We start from the raw sequence: 14,180 nt of genomic DNA on the forward strand, positions 1-14,180 counted from the left end.
CTGCCGTCCCAGTCTGAACAGCGCAGCCCCTGTGCTTTTCTTGACAGTGTGTCATGTTTGGCGGCACATCGCTGGCATGATGGTTCCTGCCTCTCAGCAAGACGGGCAGGATGCAAAAGGGAACCGGGTGCCGCCTGTCCATGTGCGGTATAGTCCTGGGCTGTCCCCGCAACTGTAAGCGGTATGGGTCTGTATGCTGGCATATGTCAGGCCACTGGAGCACTCGCTCTGGGAAGGCAGGTACAGACGGTAACGCCGCAAGCCAGGAAACCTGCCATCATGCAGAGTTGCAGACGGAATGGGCCAATCGGGGTGTGTTGGCGGACCGGGTTACGGGCAAGGCGGGCTGTGGCAGCGCGTCAGGGCCGTGGCGTGGGCATTGTCGTGGCAACGCTTTGTACCAAGAGGTTTTCTTTTGCCATGTTGCGTAAATTCCTTTTGTCCAGCGCAGCCTTTCTGGGGCTGTGCACCGGCACTGCCCACGCTGATACCGAGACTGACCCCTCCGAGCAGATAACCGTTAGTGCTGCCCGCAGGCCCATCCGGCAGGATGAGATTGGCACGGCTCTCACCCTTATTACCGAAGAACAGATTAAAACCCAGCAGCGCCGTAGCCTGCCGGATATACTCACGCGGCAGCCAGGCCTTAATGTTGTGCGCTCTGGTGGTATGGGGGCGACAACCTCCATCTTCATGCGCGGCAATAATGCTAATGAGGTCAAGGTCCGGCTGGACGGCATGGATATTAACGATGGCAGTGCCGCCAGTGGTGCGTTTGATGCCGGGCAGTTCATGACAGATGGGCTTGGCCGCATTGAAATTCTGCGTGGCCCGCAAAGCGGCCTGTACGGCGCAGATGCTATGGCTGGTGTAATAGACATGACAACCGCGCAGGGACAAGGCCGTATAAAGCCCTTTGTCCGGCTGGAGGGTGGCTCCTATGGCACGTTTAATCAGGTCATGGGTGCGCGTGGCAGTCAGGGGCGCTTTCATTATAATGTGGAACTCAGCCATTACCGTATGGACGGCTTCCACAGCATTCCGCGCTACATTGAGCAGTATTACGGTGCCACCCGTGCGCAACACCGCAAAACCAACAGAAACGATAATCGCGCCGCCACTATCCGCCTTGGGTATGATGTGACGCAGAATTTTGACCTTGGCCTGACCAGCCGCCTTATTCAGAGCAATTACCACACTTATTCCGCCTATGACCTGCAAAGCGAAAGCTACGGCGATGGTAATGTAAGGCAACGGAACACTACAAATCTGGCCATTGTGCGCGGCACAGCGCATCTGGCCTCATTTGGTGGGCTGCTGGATCAGGTGATCGGGTTGGGATACATGACCAACCGCAACCGCTGGAGCCAGACAGGTCTGTCTTCTACCGGGCCGGATTATTATCGTTCTTCCCGCCTCAAGATAGACTGGCACGGCACAGTTAATTTGCATGAGTACGGAACAGTGCTTGTGGGAGCCGAGCATTTTCACGAGACATTTGATACCAGCCACACCGCCGCCACCCTGTATGATACCGGCTACCATACCAAAGCCAGCATGGATACCACTGCGGGATATGGACAGTACGAGGGCAACTGGCACAAAATTCTCTATGGTGCAGCCAATGTGCGGTATGACAGTAATTCCCGTTACGGCAATTATGTTACGTGGCGCGTTGCCCCTGCGGTGCATATTCCCGGCACAGGCACGGTGCTCAAGGCCAGTGCAGGGTCTGGTTTCCATGGTCCCAGCCTGTATCAGCTTTTTGCCAGCCAGATTGGCTCTTATTACACCCAGACGGGCAACCCTTACCTGCGGGCAGAAAAGCTGATTGGGTACGATGCCGGGGTGGAGCAAAAACTGCTGAAAGACACACTCAGCTTTGGCGCAACATGGTATGACAACAAGGTCAAAAATCTTATTCAGTCCACCAGCTCGGTAGATGTCTCGCCAAGCGGGTATCAGACTTACAACTACTCCTATGGCAACGTGGCGCGTGCCCGGATGTATGGGGTGGAGGCCTTTGCAAATTGGAAGGCTCTTAAAACGCTTGAATTTACCCTGAATTATACATGGACCCACGCGCGGGACACAACCAGCCATACGCTACTCCAACGCAGGCCGGACCATAAGCTGAACTTCACTACAACATGGCAGCCGGTTACTGACCTGACCCTGTCAGGCAATATTCTCTACACAAGTAGTTGGCGGGATGTGCCGGTTATTGGCACATCTTATTGCAGCACCTGTGGCAAAGGGCATGGCTATTTTACCATCGACCTTGCCGCTACCTACAAAATAAACCGTATTATCAGCATATTTGCCCGGGCTGATAACCTGCTCAACCGCCAGTATGAAGAACCAATCGGTTACCTTCAGCCGGGCCGGGCAGGCTATGGCGGCGTGACGTTGAGTTACTGATGCGCCGCTTTGCGCCAGCATGGTGTGCCACATGGGGCTTGGCTGCGGGGTGCAGTGTGTGGCTTGCCGCCGCAGCCCCGGCACAGCCCCGCGTGGCGTCCCTTAATCTCTGCACGGACCAACTGGCGCTTATGCTGGCGGACCGTCAGGATATTGTGGCCCTTACCCCGCTGGTGCAGGACTGCTCAAGTTCCGTGCTGTGTCACGGCGCGCAGGGTATGCCTGTGCAGGAACCCACGGCAGAAAACGTGCTGGCCACGCGCCCGGATACTGTGCTTGCAGGCCGCTTTACGGCGCGGGTTGCGGTCAAGGCTGCGCGGGAAGAGGGGGCAAAAGTCCTGATACTGCCGCCAGTTTCCAGTCTGTCAGAGATACCAGACCAGATCATGCAGGTGGCCAAAGCTGTTGGCCACCCGGAGCGCGGCGTACGTCTGGTCGCCGCTTTTCAGGACAGGCTGGCAGCGCTCGCTCTTGCTCCGTCACAGCAGAACCCCATTGCGGCTGTGTATGAGGCCAACGGGTTTGTGGCGCGCGGTGCCTCCCTGCCGGATGATGTGTTGCGCCATGCCGGGTTACGGAATCTGTCCACCATTGCCAATCTGCCTGAAGGGGGGCGTATTCCGCTGGAAACCCTGCTTGGCTGGCGGCCAGACCTGCTGGTGCGTGACCGGTCTGGGCAAGGCCAGTCTCTGGCGCAGGCCATGCTGGATAACCCGGTATTGGCGCAGTTTTTTTCCGGTAGACATGGGGTGGACCTGCCAGCCTCCTTATGGCTTTGCGGCTTGCCTCAGACGCTGGATGCCGTTGCCATTCTACAAAAAGCCAGAGCAGCCTTGTTACATTCAGCGGGGGGAGGGCCATGATGTCCCGTTACAGCCTTATTAATGTGGTTCTGCTAGTTGGTATTCTGGTGCTGGCAGCATTCTCCCTGTTGTGGGGGGAGCATAGCTTTTCCTTCATGCAGTCTTTGCGAGAATGGTGGGCGGGCCAGCCTACGGCGGGCGCACTCATTCTTGGTGGGCTGCGTTTGCCACGGGTACTTCTAGGCATCATGGTAGGGGGCAGTCTGGGGTTATCCGGGGCTGTGCTGCAAGGCTACCTGCGCAACCCACTGGCAGACCCGGGGCTGCTGGGTGTGTCAGGCGGGGCGGCATTAGGCGCTGTATGCGTGTTTTATACAGGGCTGGTGCAGTACGGTCTGGCCATCTTGCCCTTGGGTGGTCTTGCCGGAGCCCTTGTGGCGGCCACACTTCTGGTGGTGTTGGTAGGGCGTGGCACGGCACTGGTGTTGCTGCTTGCGGGCGCTGCCCTCAGCAGTTTTACGGCGGCCCTGACCGCACTGGTGCTTAATCTGGTGCCCAGCCCTTATGCTATTTTTGAAATTATGCGCTGGCTTATGGGGTCTTTAACAGACCGCACCATGCTGGATGTTACATTGGCCCTTCCGGGCGTAGTGGTGGGCGGAGGGCTTCTGTTCTCCGCCGCCCGTGCGCTCGATGCCCTGACACTGGGGGAAGATGTTGCCCAGACCATGGGGTTTCAGGTGCGCGGGGTTACAGGGGTGCAACTACGCATTGTCATTGGTACCGCTCTGGCTGTGGGGTCCTGCGTGGCCGTGGCAGGGGCTATTGGCTTTGTAGGGCTTATTGTGCCGCATATCTTGCGGCCCGCGGTGGGGCACAGACCATCCCGCCTTCTGGTACCAGCATTTCTGGGCGGCGCGGCGCTGCTTTTAGCGTCAGATCTTGTAGTGCGGGGGGCTGCTGCACATAAAGAGCTGCAAATAGGGGTGGTAACGGCGCTTATTGGTGCGCCGGTCTTTTTCTATCGGGTTATTCTGTTCAGAAAACAGGGGCGTCTTTAATGCTGTCCGTGCAAGGCATTACATCCCATATCGGTGCGCGGCCCGTACTGCACGAGGTATCAGCACAGTTTCAGGCTGGGCAGTTGACCGGGCTTCTGGGGCCTAATGGGGCGGGTAAAAGCACTCTGCTCAAAACTATGGCGGGTGTGCTGAGCGCAACACAAGGTACAGTGCTGCTAGAGGGGAGGCCGCTTGCTGCGTTACCGGCCCGGCAGAAGGCACAGTGTCTGGCCTACATCCCGCAAGGGCAGGAGCAAGTGCCGCCCATGTCGGTCAGGGAGGTTGTCTCTCTTGGGCGGTTGCCTTACCGGGAGAGCACGGAGGGCGCTGTGAACCACCCCGCCGTTACGGAGGCGTTGGCGCTGACAGGCCTGACAGAGCTTTCTGAGCGCAAGGCAGATCAGCTTTCCGGCGGGGAGCACGCCCGCCTTATGCTCGCCCGCGCCCTTGCTACGCAGGCCCCCGTTTTGCTGGCCGATGAAGTCTTGGCTGCACTGGACCCCGCCCATGCGCTGTCTGTCATGCATCTGTTCCGTGCCGTGGCGGCACAGGGGCGCTGCATTGTGCTGGTTATTCATGACCTGTTACTGGCCACCCGTTTTTGTGACCGTCTGCTGGTGCTGCAAAACGGGCAGGTACAACTGGACGGGCCACCCGCGGCTTTGACGCAGGATATGGTGCAGCATGTTTATGGAGTGTCCAGCCGCTGGATAGAGGGCGCCTGTGTGCCGTGGGACATTCAGCCCGCATAATGCTGTGCCTCGTGCGGGCGGATTATGTGGTAAAGGGCTGGCCTGTTTTTTCTGGCGCATGAGTGGTCACATGATAACCCGGCTTTTCCCCCTATGGGCTCTTATGGTGTCTGGTGCCGCCATAGCAGCACCGCATCTTTTTCTGGGTTTAACCCCGGCCATCATGCCGCTTCTGGCTTTTGTCATGTTTACAATGGGGGTGTCTCTCACCCCGGCGGACTTTGCCCGCATTGCGCGGCGTCCAGCCCCTGTGGTGGCGGGAGTGGCCTTGCATTATCTGGTCATGCCGTTTGGGGCGTGGCTTATTGCCCATATGCTGGCCATGCCCCCGGCGCTCACAACCGGCATGGTGCTGGTAGGCTGTGTGTCCAGTGGCACGGCCTCCAATGTCATGATCTTTCTGTCAAAAGGTGACGTTGCGCTGTCCGTCAGCATCAGCGCGTTTTCAACACTGGTAGGCATTATTGCCACCCCGCTGCTCACGCGGTTTTACAGTGCTGCCACCGTCACGGTGGATAGCTGGGGAATGTTCTACAGTATCCTCACGCTGGTGGCGTTGCCTGTGCTGGCGGGTGTGGTGCTCAACACACTGTGTGCCCGTCTGGTCAAACGGATGGAACCCGCGTTGCCGCTGGTGGCAATGGTTTCCATCCTGCTGATTATTGGGTGTATTGTCGCGGGGGTAAAACCCTCTCTTGCGGCAGCGGGGCCGGTGCTGTTGCTGGGTGTGGTGCTGCATAACGCCCTTGGCCTGCTTGGGGGCTATTGGGGTGGCAGGTTGTTGGGGTTTGAGGAAAGCGTATGCCGCACACTGGCGCTGGAAGTGGGTATGCAAAATTCCGGTCTGGCGGCAACATTGGGGCGGCTTTACTTTTCCCCACTGGCTGCACTGCCGGGTGCCGTTTTCTCAATATGGCATAATATATCAGGGTCTTTTCTGGCTGCCTTGTGGTCACAGAGGCCAGTGCAGAAACACCCTCGCTAACAGTGCCTACAAAAACCCCCGGCCAGTTTCCCAAGCCGGGGGTTTTTAGTCATGGAGCGGGAAAGCGCTGGCCGTTACTGGGCCTTGCGCAGTTCTCCAACCTTCTCTGCGGTAACATGCTGGTCACCGCTGCCATATGTGGCCATCAGATAATTGACCAGTTTGGCAATCTCCGTATCGCTCAGGCGCTGTACGTCAGATGTGCTGCCAAAACCCGGCATACCGGCATGGCCATCCTGCGTTTTACGGTTCACACCGTGCAGAATGGTCATAATCAGGTTGTCAGGCCGCACGCTGCCAACAGTAGTGTTGGCAAACAGGGAGGGCGCATACTGGTCCACAGTGCCCGCGCCGTTGTGCCCGTGGCAGGCTGAGCAGTTGGCATCGTAAATATGCGGGCCATCCATTTCGCTCAGGTCGTCAATACGGGTGGGTTCTTTGGTGCGGATATCCGGGTTTTCCACCGCCTTGCCAAAGCTCTCACGCGCCTGATGTTCCAGATCATCTTCCATAGCCGGTACTTGCAGCACATAGGCAGCAAGGGCGTGCAGGTCCTTATCCGTCAGGTGGCTAGTGCTGTGCTCAACAGCTTCGCCCATGGGGCCAGCAGCTTGTGCATGGCCCGTCAGGCGGCCTGTACGCAAGTAGGTAACCAGACCATCTTCCGTCCAGTTCCCAATGCCACTGGTTTTGGAGGACGTTACATTAGGTGCATACCATGCCCCCAATGACCCGCCTGCCAGATAGTGGTCCTGCTTTTCACTCAGCATGAAGTTGCGGGGGGTGTGGCAGGTGCCGCAATGTTCCAGTGCAGTGGCCAGATAGCGGCCCCGGCGCTGGGTATCATAGGTTGCCGAATCCCCAGTTTCCGGCTGCTCTTTTGTGGTGACAAAGTTCCACGCCGCCATGGCGCTGCGCACATTGGCCGGAAAGGTCAGCTCGGTCGGTTTGGGTTGGGTGGCAACAGGTTTTACGCTGTGCATGAACCACGCATACAGCGCATGCACATCCTGGTCTGTCATGCCTGCGTAAGACACATACGGCATGACTGGATACAGATAGGCTCCATCACGCCGCACGCCGTGGCGCACAGCCTGATCAAATTCCTGCTCCGTATAGTTGCCAATCCCGTTTTGCGGGTCCGGGGTAATGTTGGTGGATATAACATCCCCCATGGGGGTGCTTATCTTCAGTCCACCGGCGAAGGGTGTGCCGCCCGGTTTGGTATGGCAGGCCACACAGTCAGCCGCTGTGGCAATATAGGCGCCACGTTCCTGCAGGGCGGCGGCATCCTCAACTGGCGCTGCGGTGCTGGCAGCAGGGGCCGGAGTGGTGGCAGTTGGTGCTGCCGGTACTGTGGGGGCCGTATCCTGCGCATGGGCGGAGCCCATAACCACTGCACCAACAAGTGCGCTGGTGCCAAGCAGCGCGTAAATGCTTTTACAAAAGCGGGGGAGAGACGGCTTAGGCATGAGCAAGCTCTTTTTTCAGCGTATCGGCCACGCGCAGGGCCAGAGCGGCAACAGTAAGGGTGATGTTGCCGGTGCCTACGGTTGAGAAAACCGAAGAGCTGGCAATAAACAGGTTCTCATGGTCATGCGTCCGGCAGAAGCCGTCCACCACGGAATCCTTGGGGTCCGTGCCCATGATGGTGCTGCCGGAGGGATGGTCCTGCGGGAAGTAGCCGGGGGTCCATTGGGCATCCGTACCGTGCATCAGGCCCATAAGGTCCTTGAACAGGCCGCGCGTATGTTCGCAGCTTTTTACGGTGTAGTCTGGTAGTTTGTAAAATACTTCCGGGTGTGGAATGCCCAGAATGTCCTTATTGGTCTTGCTCAGGGTCAGGCGGTTTTCCGGGTCTGGCAGGGCTTCGTTATGGCTGAACAGGCGCACAGTATGCGCTGCCAGATACCGGATCTGTTCTTCCAGTTCCTTGCCCACATAACCTTTGGAAATAGCAAGCTGGGTTGCAAGGTCAACTTGGTTGTCATCCACCATATGCACAAGATAGGCCCCGCGCTCGCTGCGCCAGTCCCCATCGCGGAAGTTGTCAATCACGTTGGTTTCAAGCGGCCCACGGCCCGGCCACAGTGCCTTGTCACCACTAATAAACGTAACCTGCACGCCGGTATGGTCCATCATGTTGCGGCCTACATGGCCGGAACTGTTGGCAACACCATTGGGGCTTTGTTCATCGGCTGAAACCAGCAGCAGTTTTGCAGTTTCAATACAGTGAGCGGCAATAACAAAATACTTACCCGTAACGCGGTGAGAGCCTTTATCCGGGTCCATATAATGCACGGCGGTGACATGCTTGTTGGCACTGTCCCGCTCAATTTTATACACCACAGCATTGGGGATAAACTTCGCGCCCGCAGCTTCTGCATGGTACACGGAGTAACCGCCGTTATACATGGCCCCAATGGGGCAGATGGGCATGCAGTTGTTATGGCCTTCACAGGTCGGGCGGTTGTCGTAGGGCCGTGTGTTACGGGCCTGCGGTTCATGCACCACGCGGTAAGGCGTTTTTTCCTGAATAAGCTTGCGGAACTGCTGTGCTGCGTAGGAAATGGGCAATGCATCCATGGGGTAAGGCTGCTTGCGGGGGGAGCCAAGATCTTCCTTGGCCGGGTCTGGGCCGCACACGCCCATCATCACTTCAGCCTGATAATAAAACGGCTCAAGATCATCATACTTCAAGGCCCAGTCACGGCCTTGGCCATAACGGGTTTTTAACTCAAAGTCAGACGGCAGATAGCGCCATGCACAACCTGCCCAGTGCCATGTGGTGCCACCCATCATACGCAGGTAAACCTGCTGATAGGCTTCAGCATTGGGGCCGGTGGTGTGCAGATACTCGTTAGGCGTCATCTGGTTGGGCGGATGGCGCGCCCAAGGCACAGCTGGGAAAGGCCCCTGATAAGACGGCTTGTTTTCCAGATTGCGGAAATTATCCACAAAGTGCTGGCGGTCCACACGGGGGCCTGCTTCCAGCACAATAACGGAAATGCCGGCGCGTGCCAGTTCATTGGCAATGGAGCTGCCTGCAACGCCGGATCCTACAATCACGACATCGGCAGAGAGGGTCTGTTCAGAAGACATGAAGCTGGGTAATCCTGCGGTCTCAGGTCGGTTCGATAACGAACGGGGAGGGCGAAAGCGCCGGGCTGCCGGTGGGGCGGTCAACTTCCGGCGGCTTGCTGGTCCAGTAGAACGGGCCGCCTGCGGCATAGGTTTTGGGGTAGATGGCGTCTTTGGTGATGTCGAACATCAGGGCCGAGCGGTAAACCACCACCTTGTTATCGGCTACACCGCGGTACCAGCCTGTCAGAATTTCATGAATAACGTCTTTAAGGGCAGGGTCTGCATGTTCTGCTGCGCGGGCAAAGTCAGCGGCGGTGGCGGGTTTGCTGTCTTCAAGCAGCGTGTAGAGCGCCTGCACCTTGGCAGCGCGGTCTGGGTTGGCATGCACAATGCCTGCATACAGGGCGGTGCCAATGCGGCTGTCCAGCACAGTCCGGTCCGTCAGACGTTGGGAGACAGCCATAAAACGGCCAACCTCACTATCTTTTTCCGCAGGGGCCTGTGTGTCTGCCCGTGCAGGTGACAGCAGCCCTGCTACGGAAAGGCCTAGGCCACCCAGCAGAACATCACGCCGGGACATGCGCACCAGTCGGTTCAGCCGCATGGCATTGGGCGTGGCACACCACTCCGCAGGAGGGCGACCATTACGGTCTTGTCGCATAAGCCTGTGTCCTTACAAAACTCGCTCTGCGTGTCAGGCAACAGGCACAGCGTGGGGGCATGGGGCTTCCGGACAAAGCGTCAGGAAGATGGGCGGTTAGCCGTGTTATAACCACAATGTGAGTGTGAAACGCCAGAGCTTATGCGGCGTTGCGCGCACAGGGCAGGGGGCGGCCAAAAACATGCCATCTTTGGGGCATAGGGTCGCAGGTGTGCCAGTGGCTCCGCAGTAGGCAGCCACCGACAGATACAATATCTTGGGGCTTAAAAGACGTTCAGAAAGGCAAAAAATAGCCAGAACGCAGCAACAAGAAATACCCCTGCAAGCAAAACAGGCACAACTACGGGCCAAAAAAACCGCTTATTACCGGGGCTTGGAGCAGGAATGCCCGCGTCTTCAAAAATGGTATCTGCTACACGGTCAGGGCTTCTGTCCGTGCTCAGTGCTTGCTCATCTGGTGGGAGCGGTGTGCCTTTTTCCAGATAATCCCAGTCTTTGCTCATGGGGGTTGCTCCGTACGGTGTCAGGGGTATGGCAAGTCCACCCCCTATGGGTAGGGGGTGGTATGCAAAAAGCCAAGTTTTCTCTTGGTCTTTACGTGCCTGACGTCACGACGGTGCTCAGGGTTTGCCTTCATCCAGATTTTCTGCGTGGTAGGAGGCGAGTAGCGCCGTCATCAGGGCCTCATCCGGGTCGCCTAGTGGCAGTTGGTAGAGTGTCTTGCCAACGTGGGTAGAAACAAGCCCCCATGCTTTTTTGCCGTCTTCAGCAAAAATCACGTCCATCTGGTTCTGAGCGCAGTTGTGCGGTTCGCAAATATGCCCAACTAGATAGCGTTTTCCAGAAATCGTGATGGCCCGCGTGGGGGAGGATGTACCACGCCCGGTTTTTACCCAATCAGGTAACGCCGCCATGGCGCGGTAGGCGGCAGCGTTTTTTGGGTTCTGGGCAACTTCGGCAGCGTAGTTGGATAAATCCATAGCCGAACCCTGCGTTTTGCTGGAATCAGCATGGGCTGTGGCAGCGCCTGCTAACCCGAGAACCAGACCTGTCAGAATGAGGGTGCGCTTCATGGTGCCTCCTATTGTTACAAACTTGTAAGACAATAGGTGTCAACTAAGGCCACAATGGGACGAAATGCTAAAGAAATAGGAAATTTCTTCAGAATTTAAGGACTTTTATTTTAAAAAGGGAAGTGGTGCACCCGAAGAGACTCGAACTCCTAACCCCCAGATTCGTAGTCTGGTGCTCTATCCAGTTGAGCTACGGGTGCGCCTTGAGGCGGTTTCTAGTTCAGGCGTGGGGGGCTGGCAACCCCCTTTTTACATTTTTCTTAAATTTTTTTGTCAGTCATTGCCCACAAAGTTCCGAAAAGCGTGGTTTTCCGGGCGTTTCAGCGTGATATGGGCTCTACATTCCGGGGTGCCATACACACCTTCAAAGGTGTTTCCTACCGGGTGCGCCTCAAAAACCATGGGGAGAGGTTTGTGATTTGCGTCCTGCATCAGCAGTTGCGCGTGGTAATGTTGCGTTGCCTTGTCCGGCTTGCCCCGCAAAATCAGGGAGCCGTCTTCCGGTGCAAAGAGAATGTGTTGGGGCATGATCTGCATGAGAGAGGGCGCATTGACCGGGCAGTTATGCCCCTTGTCCGTCACAAGTGTGCCTATCCAATTTCCGTAGGGGTCATCCGCGGCAGTAGCAGCACCACAGAGCAGCCCTATACACAGTAACCCCGCAGCCTGCTTCAGGCGGCGTGCCACAGTGTTTTCCAGCACCGAGAAAACAGCAACCATTCTTTCCACTCCTCTTGCCTGCTTTATGTGATGCCCCATCCGCTGCGCTGCAAGAAGGGCGGCATAAAGGCCGTATTTGGGCCTCTTTCAACGTACCCCTCCTTATAATAGTGGGGTGACGGCGGCCCGCAGCCGCTTTATATGGCCTGTCTAACACTCCGCCGTGCTTTTGCGGTATAAGTGTTTTGACCTGATATGCCGCTCAGGCGCTGACCAGAAAGACCAGTAGCCCATGCCCGTTGACAATACGACGCCCGTAGCCTCCGCCAAGCTGGAAGAAATCCTGCACCAGGACCGGATCCTTATTCTGGATTTTGGTAGCCAGGTCACACAGCTTATTGCGCGCCGTGTGCGTGAAAGTGGTGTCTATTGCGAAATCTGGCCTTTCACGGCTGATGCTGAGCGTATCCGCACTTTCGCGCCGCGTGGCATTATTCTCTCCGGTGGCCCTGCCAGTGTGACCAACCCGGACTCGCCACGTATTCCGGACGTCGTGTTTGAGTTGGCTGTGCCGGTGCTGGGTATTTGCTACGGCCAGCAGGCCATGTGCCAGCAGCTTGGCGGCCGCGTTGAAAGCTCCGACCACCGTGAGTTTGGTCGCGCATTTGTTGATATTCTGGAAGATTGCTCTCTGTTCCGTGGCGCATGGGCGCGTGGCGGTCGTGAGCAGGTGTGGATGAGCCACGGTGACCGCGTGGCAGAACTGCCCCCCGGCTTCCGCATTGTGGCGGTGAGTGAAGGTGCTCCCTACGCTGTCATCGCTGATGAAGGCCGCCGTCTGTATGGCGTACAGTTCCATCCGGAAGTTGTGCACACGCCGCATGGTGCCGCACTGCTGCGTAACTTTACCCATAATGTGGCTGGCTGCTCTGGCACATGGACCATGGCAGGTTTCCGTGACATGGAAATTGCCCGTATTCGGGAACAGGTTGGCACAGGCCGCGTCATTTGCGGGTTGTCTGGCGGGGTCGATTCGTCTGTGGCAGCCGTGCTGATTCACGAAGCGATTGGTGACCAGCTTACCTGTATTTTTGTTGACCATGGAATGCTTCGCGCTGGTGAGGCTGAAGAAGTTGTGGAGACCTTCCGTGGTCGCTTCAACATTCGCCTCGTGCACCGTGATGCGTCAGACATCTTCCTTAAAGCCCTTGAAGGCGTGACGGACCCGGAAATCAAACGCAAGACCATTGGCCGTCTGTTTGTGGAAGTGTTTGAAGAAGAAGCAGGCAAGCTGGGTGGCGCGCAGTTCCTCGCTCAGGGCACGCTGTATCCGGATGTTATTGAAAGCGTCAGCTTCACTGGTGGTCCGTCCGTTACCATCAAGTCGCACCATAACGTGGGCGGCCTGCCGGAACGCATGAACATGAAGCTGGTGGAACCACTGCGTGAACTGTTCAAGGACGAAGTACGCGACCTTGGTCGTGAGCTCGATATTCCTGAAGTCATTGTTGGTCGTCACCCCTTCCCCGGGCCGGGGCTGGCCATCCGTATCCCCGGTGATATCACGCGGGACAAACTTGACCTGCTGCGCCGTGTAGACTCCGTCTTTCTGGAAGAAATCCGTGCTGCCGGTCTGTACGATGCTATCTGGCAGGCCTTCGCGGTGTTGTTGCCAGTTCGTACAGTGGGCGTCATGGGGGATGGCCGCACTTACGATCAGGCCTGTGCCCTGCGCGCTGTAACCAGCACAGATGGCATGACAGCAGAAGTCTACCCGTTCGACTTCAATTTCCTGAACCGTGTGGCAGGCCGTATTGTTAACGAAGTGCGTGGCATTAACCGCGTTACTTACGACATTACGTCAAAACCCCCCGGCACAATCGAGTGGGAATAACCTTACGTCTGGCATCTGCCAGACCATGAGGTAACTCTCCAGACTTTTGGGTTACAGGGAGCTTTTCAAGCCCTTGTAGCCCCAAATCTGTTAGCCGCGCATGTTCTGTTTGCGGGCTATCTACAGCAGATCATTATTGCCATTGTTTTGCGGTCCAAGGCCCTTAAGCCTCGCTCCTCTGGTAAGACAGTCTATAAAATCAGAAAAACACAATAAATTTTCAAACAGAGAACGGCTTGGCCGCCAGAGGGCCATTAGGCAGTTGACTCGGTTTCTTATTAATATGATAAAAAATTACAAACGAAATTGATGCGGTGATGTGGCGGATGTGTGAAATGAAAGCTGTAGAAAGCCTAATTTCCCATTTGAAAACTCTAGAAATATTAGGAGCATAGCTTTTTGTAGCGGCTACATCTGACACTCCCAATAATTCTCACACGACACCACACACCAAAAGCAAGGCTCTAATTCTATCATAATGTTCTACAGTTTTCTGTAATCGCGTGGATTTATACCGAGCATTTTACGAAACACCTGAGAAAAATGGCTTGGGTTTTCGTAGCCAACAGCGAAAGAAATTTCGATAACTGATAGGTGTGTTTGGCGTAACAACACAGCAGCCTGTTCAATCCGGCAGCGTATAAACCAACGTGACGGACTTTGGCCCATCGTTGTGCGAAATGACCGACTAAAGTGAAAACGGCTCATGCCGCATAGGTCTGCCAGACTATCTAGCACTACAGTTGCATTTTGTGTTGAGTTCTGAATTTATGGGTAACCATGATT

General features: G+C 56.5%; 12 protein-coding genes, 1 tRNA gene, 1 pseudogene and 1 riboswitch. Of the genes and pseudogenes, 6 read left to right on the forward strand and 8 right to left on the reverse strand.

What is annotated here, in order from left to right; genetic code table 11:
• Positions 1-63 precede the first annotated feature (63 nt).
• A riboswitch (cobalamin riboswitch) is annotated at positions 64-293 on the forward strand.
• From ACTIDN_RS02390 to panS, 5 genes are all read left to right on the forward strand, one after another.
• Positions 280-2,421 (forward strand): TonB-dependent receptor plug domain-containing protein, encoded by a 2,142-nt coding sequence (locus tag ACTIDN_RS02390; RefSeq protein ID WP_441375852.1) that lies wholly within the window; start codon positions 280-282, stop codon positions 2,419-2,421. Its footprint overlaps the riboswitch before it by 14 nt.
• On the forward strand, positions 2,421-3,284 hold the full coding sequence (locus tag ACTIDN_RS02395) for an ABC transporter substrate-binding protein (RefSeq protein ID WP_441375853.1): 864 nt from the start codon (positions 2,421-2,423) through the stop codon (positions 3,282-3,284). Before ACTIDN_RS02390 ends, ACTIDN_RS02395 begins: the two co-directional genes overlap by 1 nt.
• Entirely contained in the window at positions 3,281-4,285 is a 1,005-nt protein-coding gene (locus ACTIDN_RS02400) for a FecCD family ABC transporter permease (RefSeq protein ID WP_441375854.1), read from the forward strand. The genes ACTIDN_RS02395 and ACTIDN_RS02400 overlap by 4 nt, the downstream gene beginning before the upstream one ends.
• The gene (locus tag ACTIDN_RS02405) at positions 4,285-5,037 is read left to right on the forward strand and encodes an ABC transporter ATP-binding protein (protein ID WP_441375855.1); all 753 of its coding nucleotides are present in this window, start codon (positions 4,285-4,287) and stop codon (positions 5,035-5,037) included. Before ACTIDN_RS02400 ends, ACTIDN_RS02405 begins: the two co-directional genes overlap by 1 nt.
• A gap of 70 nt (positions 5,038-5,107) precedes the next feature.
• Complete coding sequence (gene panS, locus ACTIDN_RS02410) at positions 5,108-6,022, forward strand: ketopantoate/pantoate/pantothenate transporter PanS (RefSeq protein WP_441375856.1); 915 nt, start codon at positions 5,108-5,110, stop codon at positions 6,020-6,022.
• 74 nt (positions 6,023-6,096) lie between these two features.
• Here panS and ACTIDN_RS02415 read toward each other — a convergent pair whose 3' ends face one another.
• The 7 genes from ACTIDN_RS02415 to ACTIDN_RS02445 all read right to left on the reverse strand — a co-directional run bounded on the left by ACTIDN_RS02415 (position 6,097) and on the right by ACTIDN_RS02445 (position 11,560).
• Positions 6,097-7,494: a c-type cytochrome gene (locus ACTIDN_RS02415; protein WP_441375857.1), complete on the reverse strand. Its 1,398-nt coding sequence runs from the start codon at positions 7,492-7,494 to the stop codon at positions 6,097-6,099.
• On the reverse strand, positions 7,487-9,124 hold the full coding sequence (locus tag ACTIDN_RS02420) for a GMC family oxidoreductase (protein WP_048837711.1): 1,638 nt from the start codon (positions 9,122-9,124) through the stop codon (positions 7,487-7,489). Before ACTIDN_RS02420 ends, ACTIDN_RS02415 begins: the two co-directional genes overlap by 8 nt.
• Positions 9,125-9,146: 22 nt before the next feature.
• Positions 9,147-9,767 (reverse strand): sorbitol dehydrogenase family protein, encoded by a 621-nt coding sequence (locus ACTIDN_RS02425; protein WP_441375858.1) that lies wholly within the window; start codon positions 9,765-9,767, stop codon positions 9,147-9,149.
• Between the two features lie 263 nt (positions 9,768-10,030).
• Positions 10,031-10,270 (reverse strand): hypothetical protein, encoded by a 240-nt coding sequence (locus tag ACTIDN_RS02430; protein ID WP_441375859.1) that lies wholly within the window; start codon positions 10,268-10,270, stop codon positions 10,031-10,033.
• A 117-nt stretch (positions 10,271-10,387) separates the two neighbouring features.
• Positions 10,388-10,840 (reverse strand): Ivy family c-type lysozyme inhibitor, encoded by a 453-nt coding sequence (locus ACTIDN_RS02435; protein WP_441375860.1) that lies wholly within the window; start codon positions 10,838-10,840, stop codon positions 10,388-10,390.
• 123 nt (positions 10,841-10,963) lie between these two features.
• Positions 10,964-11,040: transfer RNA gene (locus ACTIDN_RS02440), tRNA-Arg, on the reverse strand.
• Between the two features lie 73 nt (positions 11,041-11,113).
• Positions 11,114-11,560: a hypothetical protein gene (locus ACTIDN_RS02445; RefSeq protein ID WP_441375861.1), complete on the reverse strand. Its 447-nt coding sequence runs from the start codon at positions 11,558-11,560 to the stop codon at positions 11,114-11,116.
• Between the two features lie 232 nt (positions 11,561-11,792).
• Here ACTIDN_RS02445 and guaA point away from each other — a divergent pair, with 232 nt between their 5' ends.
• Positions 11,793-13,394 (forward strand): glutamine-hydrolyzing GMP synthase, encoded by a 1,602-nt coding sequence (gene guaA / locus ACTIDN_RS02450; protein WP_415507544.1) that lies wholly within the window; start codon positions 11,793-11,795, stop codon positions 13,392-13,394.
• A gap of 483 nt (positions 13,395-13,877) precedes the next feature.
• Here guaA and ACTIDN_RS02455 read toward each other — a convergent pair.
• Positions 13,878-14,129 (reverse strand): annotated as a pseudogene (locus ACTIDN_RS02455) (helix-turn-helix transcriptional regulator); the annotation flags it as partial.
• Between the last annotated feature and the right edge of the window lie 51 nt (positions 14,130-14,180).

It is taken from the genome of Acetobacter sp., assembly GCF_052102375.1.
Classification (GTDB): domain Bacteria; phylum Pseudomonadota; class Alphaproteobacteria; order Acetobacterales; family Acetobacteraceae; genus Acetobacter.

Excerpts from the sequence above, each read along its gene's own strand:
- ACTIDN_RS02400 (WP_441375854.1), top strand. The coding sequence starts at position 3,281 with ATGATGTCCCGTTACAGCCTTATTAATGTGGTTCTGCTAGTTGGTATT.
- ACTIDN_RS02415 (WP_441375857.1), bottom strand. The coding sequence starts at position 7,494 with ATGCCTAAGCCGTCTCTCCCCCGCTTTTGTAAAAGCATTTACGCGCTG.
- ACTIDN_RS02430 (WP_441375859.1), bottom strand. The coding sequence starts at position 10,270 with ATGAGCAAAGACTGGGATTATCTGGAAAAAGGCACACCGCTCCCACCA.
- ACTIDN_RS02445 (WP_441375861.1), bottom strand. The coding sequence starts at position 11,560 with ATGGTTGCTGTTTTCTCGGTGCTGGAAAACACTGTGGCACGCCGCCTG.
- ACTIDN_RS02395 (WP_441375853.1), top strand. The coding sequence starts at position 2,421 with ATGCGCCGCTTTGCGCCAGCATGGTGTGCCACATGGGGCTTGGCTGCG.
- ACTIDN_RS02390 (WP_441375852.1), top strand. The coding sequence starts at position 280 with ATGCAGAGTTGCAGACGGAATGGGCCAATCGGGGTGTGTTGGCGGACC.
- ACTIDN_RS02420 (WP_048837711.1), bottom strand. The coding sequence starts at position 9,124 with ATGTCTTCTGAACAGACCCTCTCTGCCGATGTCGTGATTGTAGGATCC.
- ACTIDN_RS02405 (WP_441375855.1), top strand. The coding sequence starts at position 4,285 with ATGCTGTCCGTGCAAGGCATTACATCCCATATCGGTGCGCGGCCCGTA.
- ACTIDN_RS02425 (WP_441375858.1), bottom strand. The coding sequence starts at position 9,767 with ATGCGACAAGACCGTAATGGTCGCCCTCCTGCGGAGTGGTGTGCCACG.
- ACTIDN_RS02435 (WP_441375860.1), bottom strand. The coding sequence starts at position 10,840 with ATGAAGCGCACCCTCATTCTGACAGGTCTGGTTCTCGGGTTAGCAGGC.
- panS (WP_441375856.1), top strand. The coding sequence starts at position 5,108 with ATGATAACCCGGCTTTTCCCCCTATGGGCTCTTATGGTGTCTGGTGCC.
- guaA (WP_415507544.1), top strand. The coding sequence starts at position 11,793 with ATGCCCGTTGACAATACGACGCCCGTAGCCTCCGCCAAGCTGGAAGAA.